Annotated in this window: 15 protein-coding genes; 6 read left to right on the forward strand and 9 right to left on the reverse strand. The window is 65.1% G+C overall.

Features of this window, described 5'->3' with window-relative positions:
- Nucleotides 1–140 precede the first annotated feature (140 nt).
- Nucleotides 141–3,716 (reverse strand): pyruvate:ferredoxin (flavodoxin) oxidoreductase, encoded by a 3,576-nt coding sequence (nifJ, locus tag AB5Y89_RS01150; protein WP_368222690.1) that lies wholly within the window; start codon nt 3,714–3,716, stop codon nt 141–143.
- The gene (locus tag AB5Y89_RS01155; protein WP_368222692.1) at nt 3,713–5,359 is read right to left on the reverse strand and encodes an NAD(P)-binding protein; all 1,647 of its coding nucleotides are present in this window, start codon (nt 5,357–5,359) and stop codon (nt 3,713–3,715) included. The genes nifJ and AB5Y89_RS01155 overlap by 4 nt, the downstream gene beginning before the upstream one ends.
- 350 nt (nt 5,360–5,709) lie before the next feature.
- On the opposite strand from AB5Y89_RS01155, the gene AB5Y89_RS01160 reads away from it, so the two are divergent.
- Nucleotides 5,710–7,512, forward strand: coding sequence for an MOSC N-terminal beta barrel domain-containing protein (locus tag AB5Y89_RS01160; protein WP_368222693.1), 1,803 nt, complete (start codon nt 5,710–5,712; stop codon nt 7,510–7,512).
- 80 nt (nt 7,513–7,592) lie between these two features.
- Here the strand turns inward: AB5Y89_RS01160 and htpX are convergent, their stop codons facing one another.
- From htpX to bioB, 5 genes are all read right to left on the reverse strand, one after another.
- A complete protein-coding gene (gene htpX / locus AB5Y89_RS01165; RefSeq protein ID WP_010674070.1) occupies nt 7,593–8,465 on the reverse strand; it encodes a protease HtpX in 873 nt (290 codons plus the stop codon).
- A 113-nt stretch (nt 8,466–8,578) separates the two neighbouring features.
- On the reverse strand, nt 8,579–9,259 hold the full coding sequence (bioD, locus tag AB5Y89_RS01170; RefSeq protein WP_368222694.1) for a dethiobiotin synthase: 681 nt from the start codon (nt 9,257–9,259) through the stop codon (nt 8,579–8,581).
- Between the two features lie 108 nt (nt 9,260–9,367).
- On the reverse strand, nt 9,368–10,171 hold the full coding sequence (bioC, locus tag AB5Y89_RS01175) for a malonyl-ACP O-methyltransferase BioC (protein WP_368222695.1): 804 nt from the start codon (nt 10,169–10,171) through the stop codon (nt 9,368–9,370).
- Nucleotides 10,161–11,357 carry an 8-amino-7-oxononanoate synthase gene (gene bioF, locus AB5Y89_RS01180; protein WP_368222696.1) on the reverse strand — a complete coding sequence of 399 codons (1,197 nt, stop codon included), beginning with the start codon at nt 11,355–11,357 and terminating at the stop codon, nt 10,161–10,163. Before bioF ends, bioC begins: the two co-directional genes overlap by 11 nt.
- On the reverse strand, nt 11,354–12,442 hold the full coding sequence (gene bioB, locus AB5Y89_RS01185; protein ID WP_043155235.1) for a biotin synthase BioB: 1,089 nt from the start codon (nt 12,440–12,442) through the stop codon (nt 11,354–11,356). The genes bioF and bioB overlap by 4 nt, the downstream gene beginning before the upstream one ends.
- Before the next feature lie 194 nt (nt 12,443–12,636).
- Between bioB and bioA the strand changes: the two genes are divergently transcribed.
- Nucleotides 12,637–13,911: an adenosylmethionine--8-amino-7-oxononanoate transaminase gene (bioA, locus tag AB5Y89_RS01190; RefSeq protein WP_368222697.1), complete on the forward strand. Its 1,275-nt coding sequence runs from the start codon at nt 12,637–12,639 to the stop codon at nt 13,909–13,911.
- A 135-nt stretch (nt 13,912–14,046) separates the two neighbouring features.
- Nucleotides 14,047–14,868, forward strand: coding sequence for a HAMP domain-containing protein (locus AB5Y89_RS01195; protein WP_263309216.1), 822 nt, complete (start codon nt 14,047–14,049; stop codon nt 14,866–14,868).
- Here AB5Y89_RS01195 and AB5Y89_RS01200 read toward each other — a convergent pair.
- Complete coding sequence (locus AB5Y89_RS01200) at nt 14,856–15,200, reverse strand: hypothetical protein (RefSeq protein ID WP_042016383.1); 345 nt, start codon at nt 15,198–15,200, stop codon at nt 14,856–14,858. The two genes, AB5Y89_RS01195 and AB5Y89_RS01200, sit on opposite strands and share 13 nt — an antisense overlap.
- Before the next feature lie 198 nt (nt 15,201–15,398).
- Here AB5Y89_RS01200 and asnS point away from each other — a divergent pair, with 198 nt between their 5' ends.
- The 3 genes from asnS (at nt 15,399) to AB5Y89_RS01215 (ending at nt 19,280) form a co-directional block, all read left to right on the forward strand.
- On the forward strand, nt 15,399–16,799 hold the full coding sequence (gene asnS / locus AB5Y89_RS01205; protein ID WP_039039869.1) for an asparagine--tRNA ligase: 1,401 nt from the start codon (nt 15,399–15,401) through the stop codon (nt 16,797–16,799).
- A gap of 352 nt (nt 16,800–17,151) precedes the next feature.
- Nucleotides 17,152–18,495: an anaerobic C4-dicarboxylate transporter gene (locus AB5Y89_RS01210; RefSeq protein ID WP_041215561.1), complete on the forward strand. Its 1,344-nt coding sequence runs from the start codon at nt 17,152–17,154 to the stop codon at nt 18,493–18,495.
- A gap of 128 nt (nt 18,496–18,623) precedes the next feature.
- On the forward strand, nt 18,624–19,280 hold the full coding sequence (locus AB5Y89_RS01215) for a hypothetical protein (protein ID WP_368222698.1): 657 nt from the start codon (nt 18,624–18,626) through the stop codon (nt 19,278–19,280).
- Between the two features lie 70 nt (nt 19,281–19,350).
- Here the strand turns inward: AB5Y89_RS01215 and AB5Y89_RS01220 are convergent, their stop codons facing one another.
- Complete coding sequence (locus AB5Y89_RS01220) at nt 19,351–20,490, reverse strand: M20 family metallopeptidase (RefSeq protein WP_368222699.1); 1,140 nt, start codon at nt 20,488–20,490, stop codon at nt 19,351–19,353.
- Between the last annotated feature and the right edge of the window lie 68 nt (nt 20,491–20,558).

Here is a 20,558-nt window from a genome sequence, read left to right on the forward strand (position 1 = left end):
AAGCAACTTATCCTGCCAGCCCGGCCCGACGTCGGGCTTTTTGTTGGCCGCCCCAAGGCGCGGCAACGGCCACTTCCCTTGGCACCGGAAAACAAAGCGGGCCAACAGGCCCGCTTTGTCATACCTGTTTCACCCCATCCTCACACCGGCGGATGGAAATGGCTGGCCTCGCGGGTGGCCATCTCCTCGTAGGTGGCCCACTTCTGCCACGCCACTTGTTGCGCCACCTGCATCAGCCGCTGTGCCTCTTCCGGGTGGCTCTGGGCCAGCACCCGATAACGGGTCTCCTGCTGCCGATATTCGGCAAGGGGGATGGAGGGGCGCAGGCTGTCGAGGCTGAAGGGGTTCTGCCCGGCGCTGCGCAGTACCGGGTTGTAGCGCATCAGCGGCCAGTGACCGGAGGCCACGGCGCGTTTTTGCTGGGTCAGGCCAAACTCCATGTCGATGCCGTGGGCGATGCAGTGGCTGTAGGCGATGATCAGCGACGGGCCCGGATAGGCTTCGGCCTCACGCAAGGCCTGCAGCGCCTGCTGCGGGTTGGCACCAAAGGCGATGCGGGCAACATAGACGTTGCCGTAGGAGATGGCCTGCAAGGCCACGTCCTTCTTGGCCAGCGTCTTGCCCCCCGCCGCGAACTTGGCGACGGCACCGAGCGGGGTCGATTTCGACATCTGGCCGCCGGTGTTGGAGTAGACCTCGGTATCCATCACCAGCACGTTCACATCGCGCCCGGAGGCAAGCACGTGATCGAGCCCCGCCGAGCCGATGTCATAGGCCCAGCCATCGCCGCCGATGATCCAGACCGAGCGACGCACCAGCTGATCGATAAGCGAGAGCAGCTCGCGAGCCTTGCCGGATTTCACCTCTTCCAGCCGCTCGCGCACTTGCGCCACCCGGGTACGCTGGGCGCGGATCTCCGACTCCAGCCGCTGCGGGGCGCTGACAAGTGTCTCCACCAGCTCGACCCCGATCTCCCCCTTCATCGCCTGCAAGGCTGCCACCGCCTGACCGTGATGCTGATCGGCGGTGAGACGAAAACCAAAGCCAAACTCGGCGTTGTCCTCGAACAGGGAGTTGGACCAGGCTGGCCCCTTCCCTTCACCGTTCTTGGCCCACGGCGTGGTCGGCAGGTTGCCGCCGTAGATGGAGGAGCAACCGGTGGCGTTGGCCACCAGCATGCGGTCGCCAAACAGCTGGGTCAGCAGCTTGAGGTACGGGGTCTCGCCACAGCCGGCGCAGGCACCGGAGAACTCGAACAGGGGCTCGAGGAACTGGGTGCCGCGCACAGTGGAGAAGTCCACCCGCTCGCGGGCAGGCCAGGGCAGGCCCTCGAACCAGCGCAGCGCCTGTTTCTGGCCGGCCAGATGGGGCGTCTTGTCCATCATGGTGATGGCGCGATCGCCTTCATGGCTCTCATCTGCCCCAACCCGCACCGGACAGGCCTGCACGCACTGACCGCAGCCGGTGCAATCCTCCGGGTAGAGCTGCAGGGTGTAGCGGCTGTCGGGGAAACCCCTGGCGGTGACGGGCACCGACTGCGCCGCCTCGGGGGCGCTCGCCAGCCAGTCCTGATGGTAGAACTTGGCCCGCAGCGCCCCATGGGGGCAGACGAAGACGCAGTTGCCGCACTGGATGCAGATATCGGAGTGCCAAATCGGGATCTCGCGGGCGATATCCCGCTTCTCGAAACGGCTGGTGGCGGTGGGGTAAGTGCCGTCCACCGGCAGCATGGAGACAGGGATCAGATCTCCGCGCCCCGCCAGCATCTCCCCGGTGACCCGCTGGACAAACTCACTGCCGCCGGGCGCCAATGGCAGCGGATAGTCGCTGATCTGCTCCTCACCGGCCGGGATGGCCACCTGGTGCAGATGAGCCAGAGTGTCGTCCACCGCCGCGAAGTTGCGCTCGACCACTTCGGGCCCCTTGCGGGCATAGCTCTTCGCGATGCTCTCCTTGATCAGCGCAATCGCCTCATCCCGCGGCAAGATGCCAGCCAACGCGAAGAAGCAGGTCTGCATGATGGTGTTGATGCGATTGCCCATACCGTTGCGCTCGGCCACCCGATCCCCATCGATGCAGTAGAGGCGGATATCGAGGGCGCGAATACGGGCACGCAGCCGCTCGGGCAGCTCGGCCCAGACCCGGTCAGCCTCATAGGGAGCATTGAGCAGCAGGGTCGCCCCCTCGGCGGCATGCTCCAGCAGATCGACCGATTCGACAAAGCCCCACTGGTGGCAACCGATAAAGCTCGCCTGCTCGATAAGCCAGGGGGCGTCGATGGGCTCGGGACCAAAGCGCAGGTGGGAGACGGTGCGCGAGCCCGACTTCTTGGAGTCGTAGACGAAGTAGCCCTGGGCGTGGAAGCCCTCCAGCTCGCCGATGATCTTGATGCTGTTCTTGTTGGCACCGACTGTGCCATCGGCACCGAGGCCGAAGAACAGCGCCCGCACCCGGCTGGCGGGCTCCAGATCACCGATGGGATGCCAGGCCAGACTGAGGCCCGACACATCATCCACTATCCCCACGGTAAAGCGCGGGCGCGGTGCATCGGATGCCAGCTCCTCGAACACCGCCGCACACATGGCAGGGGTGAACTCTTTGGAAGAGAGGCCATAGCGGCCACCACTGAGCCACGGCAGCCGCTTGATAAGGCCGCGCTGCAAGCCGTCGATGAGGGCGCTCTGCACATCCAGCAGCAGCGGCTCGCCGCCCGCCCCCGGCTCCTTGGTGCGATCCAGCACCGCCATGCGCCGCACGCTCGCGGGCAGCGCATCGAGCAGCGCCTGTACCGGGAAGGGGCGATAGAGGCGAATGACCAGCACCCCGGTTTTGCGATCCTGCTGGTTGAGCCAATCTACAGTGGTACGGGCAGTGGCCGCCCCCGAGCCCATCAGCACAATGACGTCGGTGGCATCGAGCGCGCCGTGGTACTCCACCAGCCGGTAGTGACGGCCGGTCAGCTCGCCGAGGCTCTCCATGCACTGCTGCACCCGCGCCGGCACCGCTTCGTAGAAGGGGTTGACGCTTTCGCGGGACTGGAAATAGGTATCCGGGTTCTGGGCGGTGCCGCGCATAACCGGATGATCCGGGTTGAGCGCCCGGGCACGGTGGGCGCGTACCCAGTCGTTGTCGATAAGGGCGCGAATTTCATCTTTGTGCAGGGCGACTATCTTGTTCACCTCGTGGGAGGTGCGAAAGCCGTCGAAGAAGTGGATAAAGGGCACCCGGCACTGCAGGGTGACACTGTGGGCGACCAAGGCCAGGTCCTGCGCCTCCTGCACCGAGCCGGAGGCGAGCATGGCAAAGCCGGTGCTGCGCGCCGCCATCACGTCCTGATGGTCGCCAAAAATCGACAGCCCCTGCGCCGCCAAGGATCGGGCCGCCACATGGAACACCGCCGAAGTCAATTCACCGGCGATCTTGTACATATTGGGCAGCATCAGCATCAGCCCCTGACTGGCAGTGAAGGTGGTGGCGAGCGCCCCCGCCTGCAGGGCGCCGTGTACCGTGCCGGCCGCTCCCCCTTCGCTCTGCATCTCCACGACTGTGGGGATGTTGCCCCACAGGTTGGTCTGTCCCTCTGCCGCCCAGGCGTCAGCCAGTTCGGCCATGGTCGAGCTCGGGGTGATGGGGTAGATGGCACACACTTCGCTCAGCTGGTACGCCACCCGAGCCGCGGCTTCGTTGCCGTCAACCATGATCAGTTCATGTTTCATTGGGACTCCTCCGGTTGGCGCAGCTCGATGGCATGGCAGGGACACTGGTCATGGCAGGCACCGCAGCCGGTGCAGCGCTCGGCATCCACCTGATACCCCAGACCCGGCCCCAGCTTGGCGATGGCCTGCTCGGGACAACTGCCGTAGCAGCCGTCGCACTCGAAGCAGTTGCCGCAGGAGTAGCAGCGCGCCGCCTCGTAGCGGGCGGCCACCTCATCCAGCCCGCCGATGATCTCGCCAAAGTCGTCCCGCGCCCACGCCGGTTTGACCGGCTGGCTGCTGGCGGGCGCGTGGGTCTGGAACCAGAGTTGCAACTGCTCTGGCCCCACCAATGAATAGGAAAGCGGTTTGTGGTAGAGGCGACCGCGCAGCCAGGCATCCATGTGGCGCGCCGCCTTCTTGCCGTGACCGGTGGCGATGGTGACGGTGCGCTCGGAAGGCACCATGTCGCCGCCGGCAAAGAGACCCGGCACGTCCGTCATCAGGTTCTCGCCGACCTGCACCACCCCCTCCTTGTTGACCCGCACGCCAGGGATACTCTCCAGCACCGAGAGGTCGACCTCCTGACCCAGCGCCAGAATGAGGGAGTCCGCTTCGAGGGTTTCAAACTGGCCGGTGGGCACCGGCTTGCCATGCTCGTCGAGGGTCATCACCTCCACTTCAATATTGGTGTTATCGAGCTGGCGGATGGTGCGCAGCCAGTTGATCTTGATCCCCTCCTCCTCGGCCTCATCGGCTTCAAAAGCGTGGGCCGGCATATGGTCCCGGTCGCGGCGGTAGATGATCATCGCCTCTTCCACACCGAGGCGACGAGCGGTGCGGGCCGCATCCATGGCGGTATTGCCACCGCCGTAGATGGCCACCCGCCGTCCCAGTTTGGGCGGTGGTAGTCCTTTCTCTTCGGCCAGACTCGCCTGTTCTAGGAAGCTCACCGCATCGAGGATCTTGCCCGCCTCCCGGGCCGGAATATCGACCCGCTTGGCCAGATGGGCGCCGATGGCCATGAAGACGGCGTCAAAGCCCCCCTCGTCGCGCTCGCACAGCACGTCCTCCACCTTGTGGTTGAGGGTCAGGGTCACCCCGGCCGCCACGATGCGGGCCACCTCCCGATCCAGCATCTCGCGAGGCAGACGGTAAGCGGGAATACCGAAGCGCAGCATGCCGCCGGCGAGCGGGCCCGCTTCGCGGATCTCCACCTGATGGCCAAGCCGGTTGAGGTGCCAGGCGCAGGAGAGGCCAGAGGGACCGGCGCCGATCACCAGCACCTTCTTGCCGCTGGCGGGGGCGGGGGGCGCAGGCTGCCAGCCACAGGCCAGTGCCTCGTCGCCGAGGAAGCGCTCGATGGCGTGGATGGAGACGGCATCATCCACCTGGGCACGGTTGCAGGCCGTTTCGCAGGGGTGATAGCAGACCCGCCCGTGGACCGCAGGCAGGGGATTTTCTTCGATGAGGCGTTGCCAGGCCGCTTCAAAGCGGCCCGCTTCGGCCAAGGCGAGCCAGGCCTGGATGTTCTCGCCAGCCGGGCAGGCATGGTTGCAAGGTGGCAGGGCCGGCCGCCAAACGGGCAGCCGGGTGCGGACCGGGCCTGTTCCCGTTTTCTGGGAGAGATCCGGCTGTGGGGTCATATCCAGTTGTTTGCTCATACATTGCTTTCTTCTTTTTGTGTGACAGGCCCCATCCGAATGCGCTTGATACCGTTTTGCCTGGGCAGACGGTGGCCGGAGGGGGAAGAAGCGAAAGCGTTAGAAACTGGAAGCTGGCTCGATGATGGGCCGTTTTTTGTACGACATGGTGGATCAGGATCAATAAATGTTGCGCTTTATGGGTCGCCCCCTTCACAACCGGATCCCCGTCACACCCCGCAGCCATTCGGGCCTGTCGCCCGAGCCCCCTCGCCGCCCTCGACGTGGGCAGCAGGAGAAGATTGCCGCCCGGGACAGGAATCGTTATCTTCCCCTCTTCACAGGAATCGCCACAGCACAAGGACCAGGACATGCCGACCCTCGCCAGCATACATCTCTACCCCATCAAATCGACGGCAGGCATGCCGCTGGAGCGCGCCCGGGTGACCCAGGAGGGACTTGCCGGGGATCGCCGCTACATGGTGGTCAAACCGGATGGCACCTTTATCACCGCCCGCACCCATCCCCAGTTGCAGCAGGTGGTGGCCACCCCCGTCGAGGGGGGGCTGCAACTGCGCTATCCAGGTCTGCCCCCCCTTGCCCTCATGGAGGCGGCGTTCAGTCGCGCCCCTCAGCACACCGGTGTCTGGGGGGATCGCTTTACCGCCCTGCACACCGGGCCCGACGCCGATGAGTGGCTGAGCCGGGTGGCGAGGGAGCCGGTGCGCCTGCTCTGGCTCGGGGAGGCATCCGATCGTTTTCGGGAGAAGACCGGCACCCGGGTGAGCTTTGCGGACGGCTACCCCTTGCTGCTCATCAGCCAGGCTTCCCTTGAGGATCTCAACCTGAGATCCGATGCCTTGCACCAGATGAGCCAGTTTCGTACCAACCTGGTGGCGAGCGGCACCCGCCCCTTCGAAGAGGATGGCTGGAAGCGGATCCGCATCGGCGAGGTGGAGTTTCGGGTGGACAAGCCGTGCAGCCGCTGCATCATGACCACGGTGGAGGCAGGCACGGAGCGCTTCAATGCCCTGAAAGAGCCGCTGGCCACCCTCACCCGCTACCGCCGTGGCGAAGATGGTGAGGTCTACTTCGGCCAGAATCTGGTGGCCCTGAACGAGGGGTGGATTGAGGCGGGCAGCGAGATCGAGGTGCTGGAGCGGGCCCGGGCGCCGGTCTACCCCAACGCGGCCCCGAAAAAGCGGGAGCTGGTGTGCGTCGCCCGGGAACCCCTGGCCCGGGATCTGGAAACCTTCTGGTTCGAGGCCGCCGACGGCGAGCCCCTGCCCGACTATCTGCCTGGACAGCACCTGCCCATCAGCCTCGATATCAAAAACACACGGGTTCAGCGCCGCTACACCCTGAGCTCCACGCCGGAGCGGCCCGAGCGTTACAGTATCAGCGTCAAGAAGCTGGCCGATGGCCGCCTCTCCCCCTGGCTGCACCATGAGCTGCGCGTGGGCGATCACCTGCTGGCCGCCCCCCCGGCCGGCGAGTTTCACCTAGGGGCCGAGCGCAGGCTGCTGCTGCTCTCGGCGGGATCCGGTGTCACCCCCATGCTCTCCATTGCCCGCACTCTGGCACTACGGGGGGAGCTCGGTGACGTCCACTTCATGCACCTGTGTCGCAGCGAGGCAGACATCCCTGCCGCCAGCGAGCTGCACGCCATGGCGCAGCAGGGAATGACCCTCACCCTGATCCTGAGCCAGCCTGACAAACACTGGCAGGGGCTCAGCGGCCGTCTGAATGACGATCACCTGGGCCGGATCCGGGATTTGCAGGAGCGGGAGGTGTTCATCTGCGGCCCCCACGGCTTCATGGCCGATGCAGCCAACCGGCTGACCGCCCTCGGCGTACCGGCCGGGCGCATCCGCCAGGAGAGCTTTGGCGGGGCCCTGCTCTCGGTGGCCCGCCCCCATCAGGCGGTGCAACTGCGTATCGGCGAGCGGGAGTTTGCGGGCAACAACCAGGGCACCGTGCTGGATCAGGCCAACAAGCAGGGGGTAGAGCTGCCCTGGAGCTGCCGTGCCGGTATCTGCGGCAGTTGCAAGCAGACCCTGGTCTCGGGCGAGGTGGATCACCCCGATGCCCCCGCCATCAGCGCCGCCGAGCGGGCCGAGGGCAAGATCCTCGCCTGCTGCGCCGTGCCCCTGACGGATCTGGTGATCAAATAGGGTGATCGGGGGGCAAAACCCTGTCCCCGGAATGCAAAACGGCTGCCCGAGGGCAGCCGTTTTCTTTAGATGACTGGCTATCAGCCACGCAGGGCGGCGATGCGCTGCTCGATGGGCGGGTGGCTCATGAACAGCTCGCTCATGGAGCGCTTTCCGTTGATGCCGAACGCCATCATGGAACCCTCCATCTGCGGCTCGGCACCGCGGGCGAGACGCTGGAGCGCGGCAATCATCTTGTCGCGGCCGGCCAGCTTGGCGGCACCGGCGTCGGCACGGAACTCGCGCTGACGGCTGAACCACATGACGATGATGGAGGCGAGCACGCCGAACACCATCTCCAGCACGAACACGGTGATCATGTAGGCGAAACCGCCGGTGCTGCTGCTCTCTTCCTCGTTGTTGGAGCTGAAGAAGTTGCTGATGACGCCGGCCACGATGCGGGCGAAGAACATCACGAAGGTGTTCACCACCCCCTGGATCAGGGTCAGGGTCACCATGTCGCCATTGGCCACGTGGCTCACCTCGTGGGCCAGCACGGCTTCCGCCTCGTCGCGGCTCATGCTGTAGAGCAGACCGGAGGAGACGGCGACGAGGGAGTCGTCACGGCGGGCGCCGGTGGCAAAGGCGTTCATCTCGGGGGAGTCGTAGATCCCCACTTCCGGCATCTTGATGCCAGCCTCACGGGCCTGACGGGCCACAGTGCTCACCAGCCAGTGCTCGGTCTCGTTGCGGGGCTGCTCGATGACCTGGACGCCATAGCTGCGCTTGGCCATCCACTTGGACATCAGCAAGGAGATAAAGGAACCCCCAAAACCGAACACGGCGCAGAACACCAACAGACCGGAAATGCTGGACTTGTTGATCCCCAGAACCGAGAACAGGATATTGAGTACCACCCCCAGCACCAGCATGACGGCCAGGTTGGTCACCAGGAATAGCATAATTCGCTTCATATTGACTCCTTGTGAGATATGGATGCATGGTTCGGGGCGCCCCAGGGGCGACCGATGCCACACTTGCCCCAGATAATAGACAGACTCGATGAATGTTTGCTGAATGTCTGGCCTCAGAGCAAGGGCGACACATCGAGACAGTGGTGCAAATCCACCTCATTCACCGCGTCCACGAAGGGGAGCTCCCCCAGAAATGGGGTCGGCAACATGGCTTTCAAGGTGTCCAGGTTCTCCTCGTAGCGGCTCATGTGCGGATCCACCCGGTTGATGACCCAGCCCGCCAGGGTCAACCCCTGCTGGCGAATGGCGCTGACGGTGAGCAGGGCATGGTTGAGGCAGCCCAGCCTGGCCCCCACCACCAGGATCACCGGCAGCCGCTCCTGGGCGACCCACTCCGAGAGCAGACGCTGATGATCCAGCGGCAGGAACCAGCCCCCCGCCCCCTCGACGATCACGAGTTCGGCCCCAGCTCCCTCAATCTCCCGCAAGCCGGCGGACAGCCCCTCGAAGGGGATGCTCACCCCCCGCTCACGGGCGGCGATATGGGGGGCGATGGGCGGCTCGAAGGCATAGGGATTGACCTGCTCGTAGGGCAGCGCAACCGTGGCCGCCTGCTGCAACAGCAAGGCATCCAGATTGCGAAGCCCCTCCGGGGTGCGGGTGCAGCCCGCCGACACCGGTTTGTACCCGGCGCAGCGAATGCCTCTGGCGGCAAGCGCCAGCAACAGGGTGCGGGCCACCAGGGTCTTGCCCACGTCGGTGTCCGTGCCCGTGATGAAATAGGATGTCCCCATGATATTTCCTCGATGCAGTGCAGGGGCGCAGAGGCGCCCCGATATCCATGGTGAAAGGCAGGCGCGCGTCCTGCCGCTGAAGGGGTGGGTGCGCCGGGTCTTTTTGTGTCAGCGCCGCACCAGGCGCCCGAGGCAGACCTCGTAGCTGGCGGCCAGCAGGCCGTCCGGTTGACGGTGGCACTCGTAGGCCTCCCCCAGTCGCACCAGGCGCTGGCGATGACCCAGGCCCGCAGACCGCTCGTCGTTGACCTGGCTCGCACCTATCCCTTTGAGGTCGCGCAGCAGTCCGCTGAGCGCCGGGTAGGCGAGGGACCAGGTCAGCGGGCAGAGTGCCGGTGCCTCGAAGCCCCCGTCACGGGCCGCCTGCTGCAACTGGGGCAACGTCAGGAAGCGATTGACATGGTCACGACCATCCACGGCCCGCCAGGCCTCCCGCAGTTGCCACAGTGACCCCGAAAGCAGGGTCGAGAAGAAGACCTGGCCACCGGGTTTGAGCACCCGGTTGAGCTCGGCAAAGGCCTGGGCCGGCCGCTCGCACCACTGCAGGGCCAGGCTGGAGAAAACCCAGTCCAGGCTCTGGTCGGCAAAGGGCAGCCCCTCCGCGTCGCCGCACACCAGGCGGGCTCCGCTGCCGCGAAGGGCCGCCTGGGCCAGCATACCGGGTGCGAGATCCAGCCCGGTCAGCGTCTCGCAGCGCGGCGCCAGTGCAGGCAGGAAGAAACCGGTACCGCAACCCAGATCCAGCCCTGCCCCTGAGCGCACCTCTTTCACGCCCCCCTCGTCCATGCGCGCCAGCAGCGACTGCCCCACCTCCTGCTGGAAGCTGGCGTGGGCGTCGTAGTGGCGGGCCGCCGCCCCGAAGCGGCGGGCGAGCTGCGCCTTGTCCACCGACTGGAAACGCTCATGCACCATGGGCGCCCCCTCTCTCGTCGGTGGATGGGCGGGGTCCCAGGGCCTCGAGCAGGCGATCCACGTCATCTTCGCCATGGGCGGCGCACAGGGTGATGCGAAGGCGCGCCGTGCCGACCGGCACCGTGGGTGGGCGGATGGTGCCGGCCCAGACACCGCACTCCCGCAGCCGCTCGGCCAGTTGCAGGGCAGCGACGCTCTCCCCCACCAGCAGCGGCTGGATGGGGGTATCGCTTGCCCCAAGCCACCAGCCGAGCGCCTGCGCCCCCTGCCGGAACCGGGCGACAAGGCGAGCCAGGTGGGCACGGGCCTCGTCGGCTACGCGTACCAGCTCGATGCTCTGGCGCACGGCGCACGCCTGGGCGGGGGGCATATGGGTGCTGTAGACATAGTGGCGGGCAAAATTGACCAGGTACTCCACCAGCTCGCGACTGCCACCCACAAAGGCGCCGGCCACCCCGAGCGCCTTGCCGAAGGTCCCCATCTGGATGTGCACGCTGGCAGGAGCAACCCCCTGGGCCGCCAGGGTGCCGCGCCCCTCGGCACCCAGCACGCCGAGGCCGTGGGCATCGTCAATCATCAGCCAGTTGCCGCTTCGGGATGCGAGTGTTGCCAGCTCAACCCAGGGGGCCTGATCCCCGTCCATGCTGAAGACCCCTTCCGAGACGATCAGGCCCCGGTTTGGCTCAAGCAGCCGCTCAAGGGCCGCCATGTCGTTGTGGCCGAAGCGCTTCATTTTGCAGGGGAGCTGGCTCCCCATCTCCTGCAAGGAGGCGTGGTTGAGCCTGTCCTGCCACAGCAGGTGATCCTTGCCGAGCAGGGCCTTGAGCACCGCCTGATTGGCGGAGAAGCCACAGTTGAACAGCAGCACCGCCTCCACGCCGAGCCAGTCGGCAAGCGTCTCTTCCAGCTGCTGGTGAGCGCGGCTGTAGCCGGTCACCAGGGGCGAGGCGCCTGCCCCCGCGCCATATTGCGCCACCCCCGCCGTGAAGGCGGCCTTGATGGCGGGGTGACCCGCAAGGCCCAGGTAGTCGTTGCCAGAGACGTTGAGGTAATCGCGCCCCCCGACCCGGATCCGCCCACCGCTCGCCACATCCACCGGGGTGCGTCGGCGCAGCAGGGTGGCCTGTTCACGCTCGGCCAGCGCCTCCCCCAGGGCAAAGGGGCCGGTAACAACGGGCGTCATCATGGACGGAGGACATCTGCGCGGGAACGGGTGGCATCGTAGAAGAGTTCGCTCGGCTCGCTCTGGCGGTTCACCTCGGCCAGCAGCTCCTCCTCTTGAACCTGATCCGGCTTCTGGGCCCGCTGGGCGGGGCGAATGCCAAGGCGCTTGAAGAGCTGCATGTCGCTGTTCTCGTCCGGATTGGGGGTGGTCAGCAGCTTGCAGCCGTAGAAGATGGAGTTGGCCCCGGCCATAAAGCACATGGCCTGCATCTGCTCGTTCATCTTCTCCCGCCCGGCGGAGAGGCGCACGTGGGAGGCCGGCATCATGATGCGCGCCACGGCGATGGTGCGGATAAATTCGAACGGGTCCAGGTTCTCCTGGTTCTCCAGGGGCGTCCCCTTCACCTTGACCAGCATGTTGATGGGCACGCTCTCCGGGTGGCGCGGCAGATTGGCGAGCGCCATCAGGAGGCCCGCACGGTCTTTCGCCTGCTCCCCCATGCCGACGATGCCGCCGGAGCAGACCTTCATGCCGGCGCCGCGCACATGCTCCAGGGTGTCGAGCCTGTCCTGATAGGTGCGGGTGGTGATGATGTCGCCGTAGAACTCCGGCGAGGTGTCGAGGTTGTGGTTGTAGTAATCGAGCCCCGCAGCCCCGAGACGCGCCGCCTGATCGGCGGTCAGCATCCCCAGCGTCATACAGGTCTCCATGCCGAGCCCGCGCACCTCTTCAATCATGCGCAGGATATAGGGCATGTCCTTCTCTTTCGGGTTGCGCCAGGCCGCCCCCATGCAGAAGCGGGACGAGCCGTTGGCCTTGGCCTCCCGGGCCCGCTCCAGCACTTTTTCCACCTCCATCAGCCGCTCGGTCTCGAGCCCGGTGTGGTAGCGAGCGCTCTGGGGACAATATTTGCAATCTTCCGGGCAGGCCCCGGTCTTGATGGAGAGCAGGGTGCTTACCTGCACCTCGTTCGGGTCGAAATGGGCGCGGTGTACCGTCTGGGCCTGGAACAGCAGATCGTTAAATGGCAGGGCAAAGAGATCCTGAACCTCGGACAGGGTCCAGTCGTGACGAAGGGCGTGGGCACCCGCGGTGAGAGCATTCATACATGGCTTCCGGTTGTTATTGGTGGGATCCTGCGCCGCGCTGCAAGAGAGCGTTCGCCGCAAGACCCGCCAGCTGGACAGCGCGACGCCAGGGCGTTCGCGAAGCCAAGTGGCTGAAATTGTTGGCTAGTGTAGAGAGCACGCGTAGACTGTCAACACCGACCAGATCAAATCAATTGACAACAGAACACAAAATGACCAATAAAGAATTCGACCTGCACCACGTCTGGCACCCCTATACCTCCCTTACCCATCCCCTGCCCTGCTATGAAGTGGCCAGCGCCAAAGGGGTGACCCTCACCCTGACGGACGGGCGCGAGCTGGTGGATGGCATGAGCTCCTGGTGGGCCTGCGTTCACGGCTATCAGGTGCCGGAACTGGACGCGGCCGCCACCGCCCAGCTCGGCAAGATGTCCCACGTGATGTTTGGCGGCCTGACCCATGCCCCGGCGGTCGAGCTCTGCCGCAAACTGGTGGAGATCACCCCGAAGGGGCTGGATCGGGTCTTTCTGGCGGATTCCGGCTCGGTGGCGGTGGAGGTGGCCCTCAAGATGGCCCAGCAGTACTGGCATGCCAAAGGGACGCCCCGCGCCAAATTCGTTGCCCTTCGGGGCGGCTATCACGGCGACACCTTCGGCGCCATGAGCGTGTGCGACCCGGATGGCGGCATGCACGAGCTCTACCAGGGCTTCCTGCCCGAACACCATTTCGTCGAAGCGCCCAGCTGCCGCTTCCACGCCCAGTGGGACGAGCAGAGCGTGGTGGAGCTGGCCACCCTGGTGGCGGATCATCACGAGGAAATTGCCGCCATCGTGCTAGAACCCATCGTCCAGGGGGCGGGCGGCATGCGCTTCTACCACCCCCGCTACCTGCAGTGGGTGCGCGCCCTGTGCGACGAGTTCGGCATGCTGCTCATAGCAGATGAAATCGCCACCGGCTTTGGCCGCACCGGCCAGCTGTTTGCCTGTGACTGGGCCGGCATCAGCCCCGACATCATGTGTCTGGGCAAGGCGCTCACCGGCGGCTACCTGACACTGTCGGCCACGCTCACAACCGAGCATGTGGCTCGCACCGTGTGTGACGGCAAAGCAGGCGTCTTCATGCACGGCCCCACCTTCATGGGCAACCCGCTCGCCTGCGCGGTGGCCAACGCCTCCATCGATCTGCTGCTCGCCTCACCTTGGCAGGCGCGGGTGCAAGCCATCGAACACCAACTCAAAACCGAACTGGTGGAACTGACCCTGCACCCGGCGGTGGCGGATGTACGTGTGCTCGGCGCCATCGGGGTGGTGGAGATGAAGGAGCGGGTGGACGTGGCGCGCATCCAGCGCAAGTTCGTGGAGCTGGGCGCCTGGATCCGTCCCTTTGGCAAGCTCATCTACCTGATGCCTCCCTTCGTCATCACCCCCGAGGAGCTGCGGGTATTGACCGGCGCCATCCACGAGGCCATCACCATCGGCGAATATTGAGTCCGGATGAACGGGCCCTGCATGAGAACGCAGGGCCTTTCGGCGCTTTTTCATCAGAATGTGAGCAAGACACCAAAACCCGTCCGGCGAGGAGAGTAGACTGCGCGGGTTTTACCCAACAGATGTACCAGTCCCATGCGCCTCTCCATTGCTGCCAAGATCAACTTCTTCCTGCTCTTCATCTTCTCCATGGTGTTGGTGTTTTCTGCGGCCTATCAGGCGGTGCGCGAGCGTGACCTCATCCTGACCCTCATCAAGGAGCAGAGCCGCGAGCAGACCGAGGCCTACTTCGACGGCCTCAACATGCTGATGCTGACCGGCAAGATGGACGCCCGCGATACCCTGCGCGCCAAGTTTCTCCATCACGCCCACGTGGAAGATGCCCGCATCGTGCGCGGGGCGGCGGTCAACAAGCAGTACGGGCCGGGCCGTGACGTCGAGGCCCCGAAGGACAGGTACGATGCCCTGGCGCTGGCGGGCAAGGGGAGCCTGGAGGTAGAGCATGAGGGCATGCACAGCCGGCTGGTGGTGACCCGCCCGCTGCTGGCCAGAAAGGATTTTCGCGGTACCGACTGCACCAGCTGCCACCAGGTGCCGGAAAACACCGTACTGGGAGCGGTGCGTTTTGACTACTCCCTCGACACCCTGTTTACCCGGGTGGAGCAGAACATCCTCACCTCGGCCCTGAGCCTCACCCTCATCTTCGGGCTGGGACTCCTGCTCACCCTCTGGGTCATCCGCACCTGGATAGTCCGCCCTCTCAACCAGCTGACCCGCTCCATGGAGGAGGCCACCGATCGCAACGACTTCGGCCACAGGCTGGAGGGGGATGAAGGGGACGAGATTGGCCGGGTGGCGCTCGCCTACAACCAGATGCTCGACAGCGTGGAGCGCCAGATAGGCAAGCGCCCCGCCTCTCAGGGGATGGATGACGGCGACGGCCCTCAGCCCCGGTAGTAAAGCAGCAGGCAGGCCACCAGGATCAGCAGCAGGATGAAGAGATTGACGTGGCGGGCATCTTCCTGCCGGCGGCTGCGGCCACGGGCCAGCACCAGCACCACCAGGGTCAGCAGGCAGCAACCCCAGAGCCCGCGCTCCAGCCAGGGGGTAAGCAGGGGGTCCCAGCTCTGGCGCACCTTGACGCCCCCATAGACCAGAAAGCCGTAAGCCACCTCTGGCCGGGCGAAGTGATAGAGGGAGAGCAGGGCGACAAAGCCGCCCCAGCAGAGGATCACCAGCCCCTGCAACACCCGTATCCAGCCATCCGGCCCCCGCCTGCGCTCCTTCACCCTCACCCCCGTCCAACCGCCATGATCCATGCACGATGCATGGGGAAATCCCCGCAAGGGTCCGACATTTTTGCTTGTTTATCAAACCTGCGCGGGTAAGATGAACGGCTTAGTCTGCCATGGTGGGCCAACTGCGCCCGGGCCAGACCCCTAGTGTTGCAAATAGCGCTGCAAGAACAAGCTGGAGACAATATTTCGATGACGCACGCATCCGTAGTTGATGTGCTGGCCGGTAAGTATTCGGTCGGCACCACCCTGACTGTGAAAGGGTGGATCCGGACCCGCCGCGATTCCAAGGCGGGGATCTCATTTTTGGCCGTTTCCGATGGCTCCTGCTTCCATCCGGTGCAGGCCGTCGCCCCCAATACCCTGGCCAATTACGAGAATGAAGTGCAACGTCTGACCACAGCTTGCTCCGTCGAAGTGACCGGCACCGTGGTCGAGTCCCAGGGCAGTGGCCAGGCGTTCGAACTGCAGGCCACCGAGGTCAAGGTGGTGGGCTGGGTCGAAGATCCGGACACCTACCCCATGTCTGCCAAGCGCCACAGCATCGAGTACCTGCGCGAGCAGGGCCACCTGCGTGCCCGCACCAACATCGTCGGTGCCGTGACCCGGGTGCGCAACTGCCTCTCCCAGGCCATTCACCGCTTCTTCCACGAACAGGGCTACCTCTGGATCGCGGCGCCCCTCATCACCGCCTCCGACACTGAAGGGGCCGGCGAGATGTTCCGCGTATCCACCCTGGACATGGAAAACCTGCCGCGCACCCCCGAAGGCAAGGTGGACTACGACAAGGACTTCTTCGGCAAGGAGACCTTCCTGACCGTGTCCGGCCAGCTGAACGTCGAAACCTACGCCTGCGCCCTGTCCAAGGTCTACACCTTCGGCCCGACCTTCCGCGCCGAAAACTCCAACACCAGCCGCCACCTGGCCGAGTTCTGGATGGTGGAGCCGGAAGTGGCCTTCGCCGATCTGGAAGACAACGCCGCCCTGGCCGAAGCCATGCTGAAGTACGTCTTCAACGCCGTGCTGACCGAGCGCCGCGACGATCTGGAGTTCTTCGCCCAGCACGTGGACAAGGACGCCATCGGCCGTCTGGAGCGCTTCGTCGCCTCCGACTTCGCCCAGATTGACTACACCGACGCCATCGACGTGCTGCAAAACTGCGGCAAGAGCTTCGAGTTCCCGGTCTCCTGGGGCATCGATCTCTCCTCCGAGCACGAGCGCTACCTGGCCGAGGAGCACTTCAAGTCCCCGGTGGTGGTGAAGAACTACCCGAAGGACATCAAGGCCTTCTACATGCGCCTCAACGACGACGGCAAGACCGTTGCCGCCATGGACGTACTGGCCCCGGGGATCGGCGAGATCATCGGCGGCTCCCAGCGTGAAGAGCGTCTCGAGGTGCTGGATGCCCGTCTGGCCGAGATGGGTCTGAACAAGGAAGACTACTGGTGGTACCGCGATCTGCGTCGCTACGGCACCGTGCCCCACTCCGGCTTCGGTCTGGGCTTCGAGCGCCTGGTGGTCTACGTGACCGGCATGGGCAACGTGCGCGACGTGATCCCCTTCCCCCGTACTCCCCGCACCGCCGAGTTCTAAGGCGACCCGCCCACTCGCACCGTGCAAAAGCCGACCCCCGGGGTCGGCTTTTTTTATGCCCGCCTCGCTCTTCCCGCCCCCGTTATTCCCGCCTTTTGCATGCCCAACCCTGTGCTCTCCCCCATCTTTCCCGTCATTTATCTGGTGTGGGCCAGGAAGCGGCCCCCTGTTCAAGGGCTGAACCGTAGTTTTTATGCACTTAAATCGGAAAAAAGCCGGTTGTTGAAGCAACGCAATTTTTTACCCCTTTAGGGGTGACAAAATATCCATTAACCCTTCAGGGGTAATTGATGACAGCGGATCCCGGGCAGCTGGCCGATGGGGACATGGATAAAACACACGAGGTAATGGAATGATCTTGATGGAATTTTTGGTGGTACTCGGTTGCTTGCTGCTGGGTACCCGCTTCGGGGGCATGGGGCTGGGTCTTATCAGCGGCATCGGTCTGTTCCTGCTGACCTTCGTCTTCGGCCTGGTGCCGGGCGAGCCGCCGGTGCAGGTGATGCTGACCATACTGGCGGTCATTGGCTGCGCCGCCACCCTGCAGACCGCCGGCGGTCTCAACCTGATGATGCAGGTGGCCGAGCGTCTGCTGCGCCGCCACCCCCAGTACATCACCCTGCTGGCGCCGCTCACGACCTGGACCCTCACCTTCCTGTGCGGCACCGGCCACGTGGTCTACACCATGTTCCCCATCATCGCCGACATCGCGCTGCAAAAGAACATCCGTCCGGAGCGCCCCATGGCAGTGGCGTCCGTTGCCTCCCAGATGGCCATCTGCGCCTCGCCGGTCTCGGTGGCCGTGGTCTCCATGGTCTCCATCCTGGCGGCGGCTCACGGCGTGGGTCAGGCTTACGGTCTGCTCGACATCCTGATGGTCGCCATCCCCTCCTCTCTCATGGGTGTCATGATGGCGGCCCTGTGGAGCCTGCGCCGCGGCAAGGATCTGGACAAGGACGAGGAGTTCCAGGCCAAGATCAAGGACCCTGCCCAGCGGGACTTCATCTACGGCGGTGGTGAAACCCTGCTCAACACCAAGTTCCCGAAAGAGGCCTACTGGTCCACCTGGATCTTCTTCGCCGCCATCGCTGCCGTGGTGCTGCTGGGGGCCGATGAGGCGCTGCGCCCCGTCTTCACCATCAAGGAGAAGACGGGCCCTCTCTCCATGAACCTGGTGATCCAGATGATGATGCTGATCGCCGGCGCCATCATCCTGATGCGCTGCAAGGTCAAGCCGGGGGAGATCGCCAACGGCGCCGTCTTCAAGGCGGGCATGGTCGCCATCTTCTCCGTGTTCGGGGTCGCCTGGATGAGTGAAACCTTCTTCCAGGCCCACATGCCGCTGCTCAAGGAGACCCTGGCCCACGTGGTACAGGCCCAGCCCTGGACCTACGCCCTGGTGCTCTTCCTCATCTCCAAGCTGGTGAACAGCCAGGCCGCGGCACTCACCGCCATCGCCCCCATGGGGCTGGCGCTGGGGGTCGAACCCAAACTGCTCATCGCCTTCCTGCCGGCGAGCTACGGCTACTTCGTGCTGCCGACCTACCCGAGCGATCTCGCCTGCATCGGCTTCGACCGCTCCGGCACCACCCGCATCGGCAAGTTCATCATCAACCACAGCTTCATCATTCCGGGCCTCATCGGGGTGGTGACCTCCTGTACCCTGGGCTTCATCCTGACCAGCATCCTGCTGTAACAGGCATCCAGTGCGAGCGGCTCCCCCGTGGGAGCCGCTTTATTTATCCCCGCATCACCGGCCCGCGCTTTGCCATCGCCCCCCACTCTGGGTAGCATGAGCCCTCTTTTATTCAGCGGAAATCCCCCATGTCTCGCGTCATCCTGCTCTGGAGCGGCGGCAAAGATGCCATGCAGGCCCTCTGCCACGCCCGGGAAGCGGGCCATCAGGTGGCGGCCCTGATCACCTTTGCCCCGCCAGCGCCCCGCTTTCTCGCCCATCCCCTGTCACAGGTTCGCCGTCAGGCTGCGGCCCTCGCGCTGCCCCATCGGCTGGTCACCATTGAGGCGCCCTTCGATCTCGGTTATGTGCGGGCCCTGGCGGCATTGAAAGAGGAGTGGCAACTCGATGGGGTCGTCACCGGCGACATCGACAGCGTGGGGGGTGCGCCGAACTGGATCCGCGAGCGCTGTCGCCCCCTGGGGCTCACCGTCCACACCCCGCTCTGGCAGCAACCCCGCGAGGCGCTGCTGGCGGACATGCTGACCCGCGGCATCGTCGCCCACCTCTCCTGCGTCGATACCCGGGTGCTGGCCCCCGAGTGGGTGGGGCGCAGGCTCGATGCGGCCACCCTGGCCGAATTGCAGCAGCTGGCGGCAAGCCGGGGCTTCGATGCCTGCGGCGAGCAGGGGGAGTACCACACCATGGTGACCGACGGCCCCGGGTTTGCGGCGCCGCTGACACTCGGCCACTGGCAGGTGGCGCGCCAGGAGCACCTCGCCTATCTGCAAGAGGACGAGGAATGACCTCTCACGAGGGCGACACATAAAAAACGGGAGGCGCTGGCCTCCCGTTTTGCTTGTCCTTAACGTTGACCTAGTTGGCCAGCTTGCCCAGCACCCGCTTAAGCAGGCGGATGCGCGGCTCGATGCTCTCCAGCAGCAGGAACTCCCCCTCCGAGTGGAAGCCGCCCCCCATGGGGCCGAAGCCATCGAGGGACGGCACGCCTGCAGCCGCGGTGAAGTTGGCATCGGAGCCGCCACCGGCCTCCAGCCAGGTGAAGGGGACGCCCTCCTCCCTGCCTGCCGCCTCCACCAGTGCCATCAGGGCCTCGGTGTCGCCGCTCGGGCGCATCGCGGGCTTGAAGCTCTGGCGCGCCACCTCGACCCGGCAACCGGCGAGGAAGGGGTTGTTGGCCATGAAGGTGAGCCGGTCGTGCACCGCCTGTGCCTCTTCGTTGCACCAGAAGCGCAGATCCACGATCGCCTCGGCAAAGTCGGGCACCACGTTGACGCCGGTCCCCCCCTGCACCACCCCCACGTTCATGGTGGTGCCGGTTTCCATGTTGACCTGCTGGTTGATGGCGAGCACCCAGTGGGCCAGCTCCGTGATGGCGGAGATCCCTTGTGCCAGGGCCGAGCCTGCATGGGAGGCTTTGCCGTGGAAGGTGATGCGGTACTTGGCATTGCCCTTGCGGGCGCTGATGAGATCCCCGCTCGGGCGCGCCGCTTCGGCCACCAGCACGCAGCCGCTCTGTCTGGCCCGCTCCACCAGCCACTCTTTGGACCAGGGAGAGCCAATCTCCTCGTCGCAGTTGCAGCAGACCAGCACCTTGAGCCTGGCCAGCACGGCCGGGTCCAGCTCTTTCAAGGCATACCAGGTAGAGAGCAGGCCGCTCTTCATGTCCGAGACGCCGGGGCCAAAGGCCTGATTGCCTTCGATTTTCAGCGGGCGCTTGGCCGCCGTCCCCTCGGGGAAGACGGTGTCCATGTGGCCCACCAGCATGACGTCGTAGTGATCCGCCCCCGGGGCATTGGTTGCCTCCAGGCAAGGGCCGCACTCGGCGGCGAACTGGTGGCGGGTCACCTGCCAGCCGATGGCCTCATATCTTTCGGTCATGATGTCGGCGACCCGGGCCACCCCGGCCGGGGTGCGGGTACCGCAATCGAGATTGATGAGCGGGGCCAGATCCGCCAGATAGGTATCGAGGGAGAACGGGCGCGTGAGATCGTTCATTGTCTTCTCCATGGAACAATCTGTGTAAAAGACAGACTGTTTTTGCAACGATAAGAGTGGGCGGGCAC

Source organism: Aeromonas sp. s4 (genome assembly GCF_040907855.1).
In the GTDB taxonomy this organism is placed as follows: Bacteria; Pseudomonadota; Gammaproteobacteria; order Enterobacterales; family Aeromonadaceae; genus Aeromonas; species Aeromonas caviae.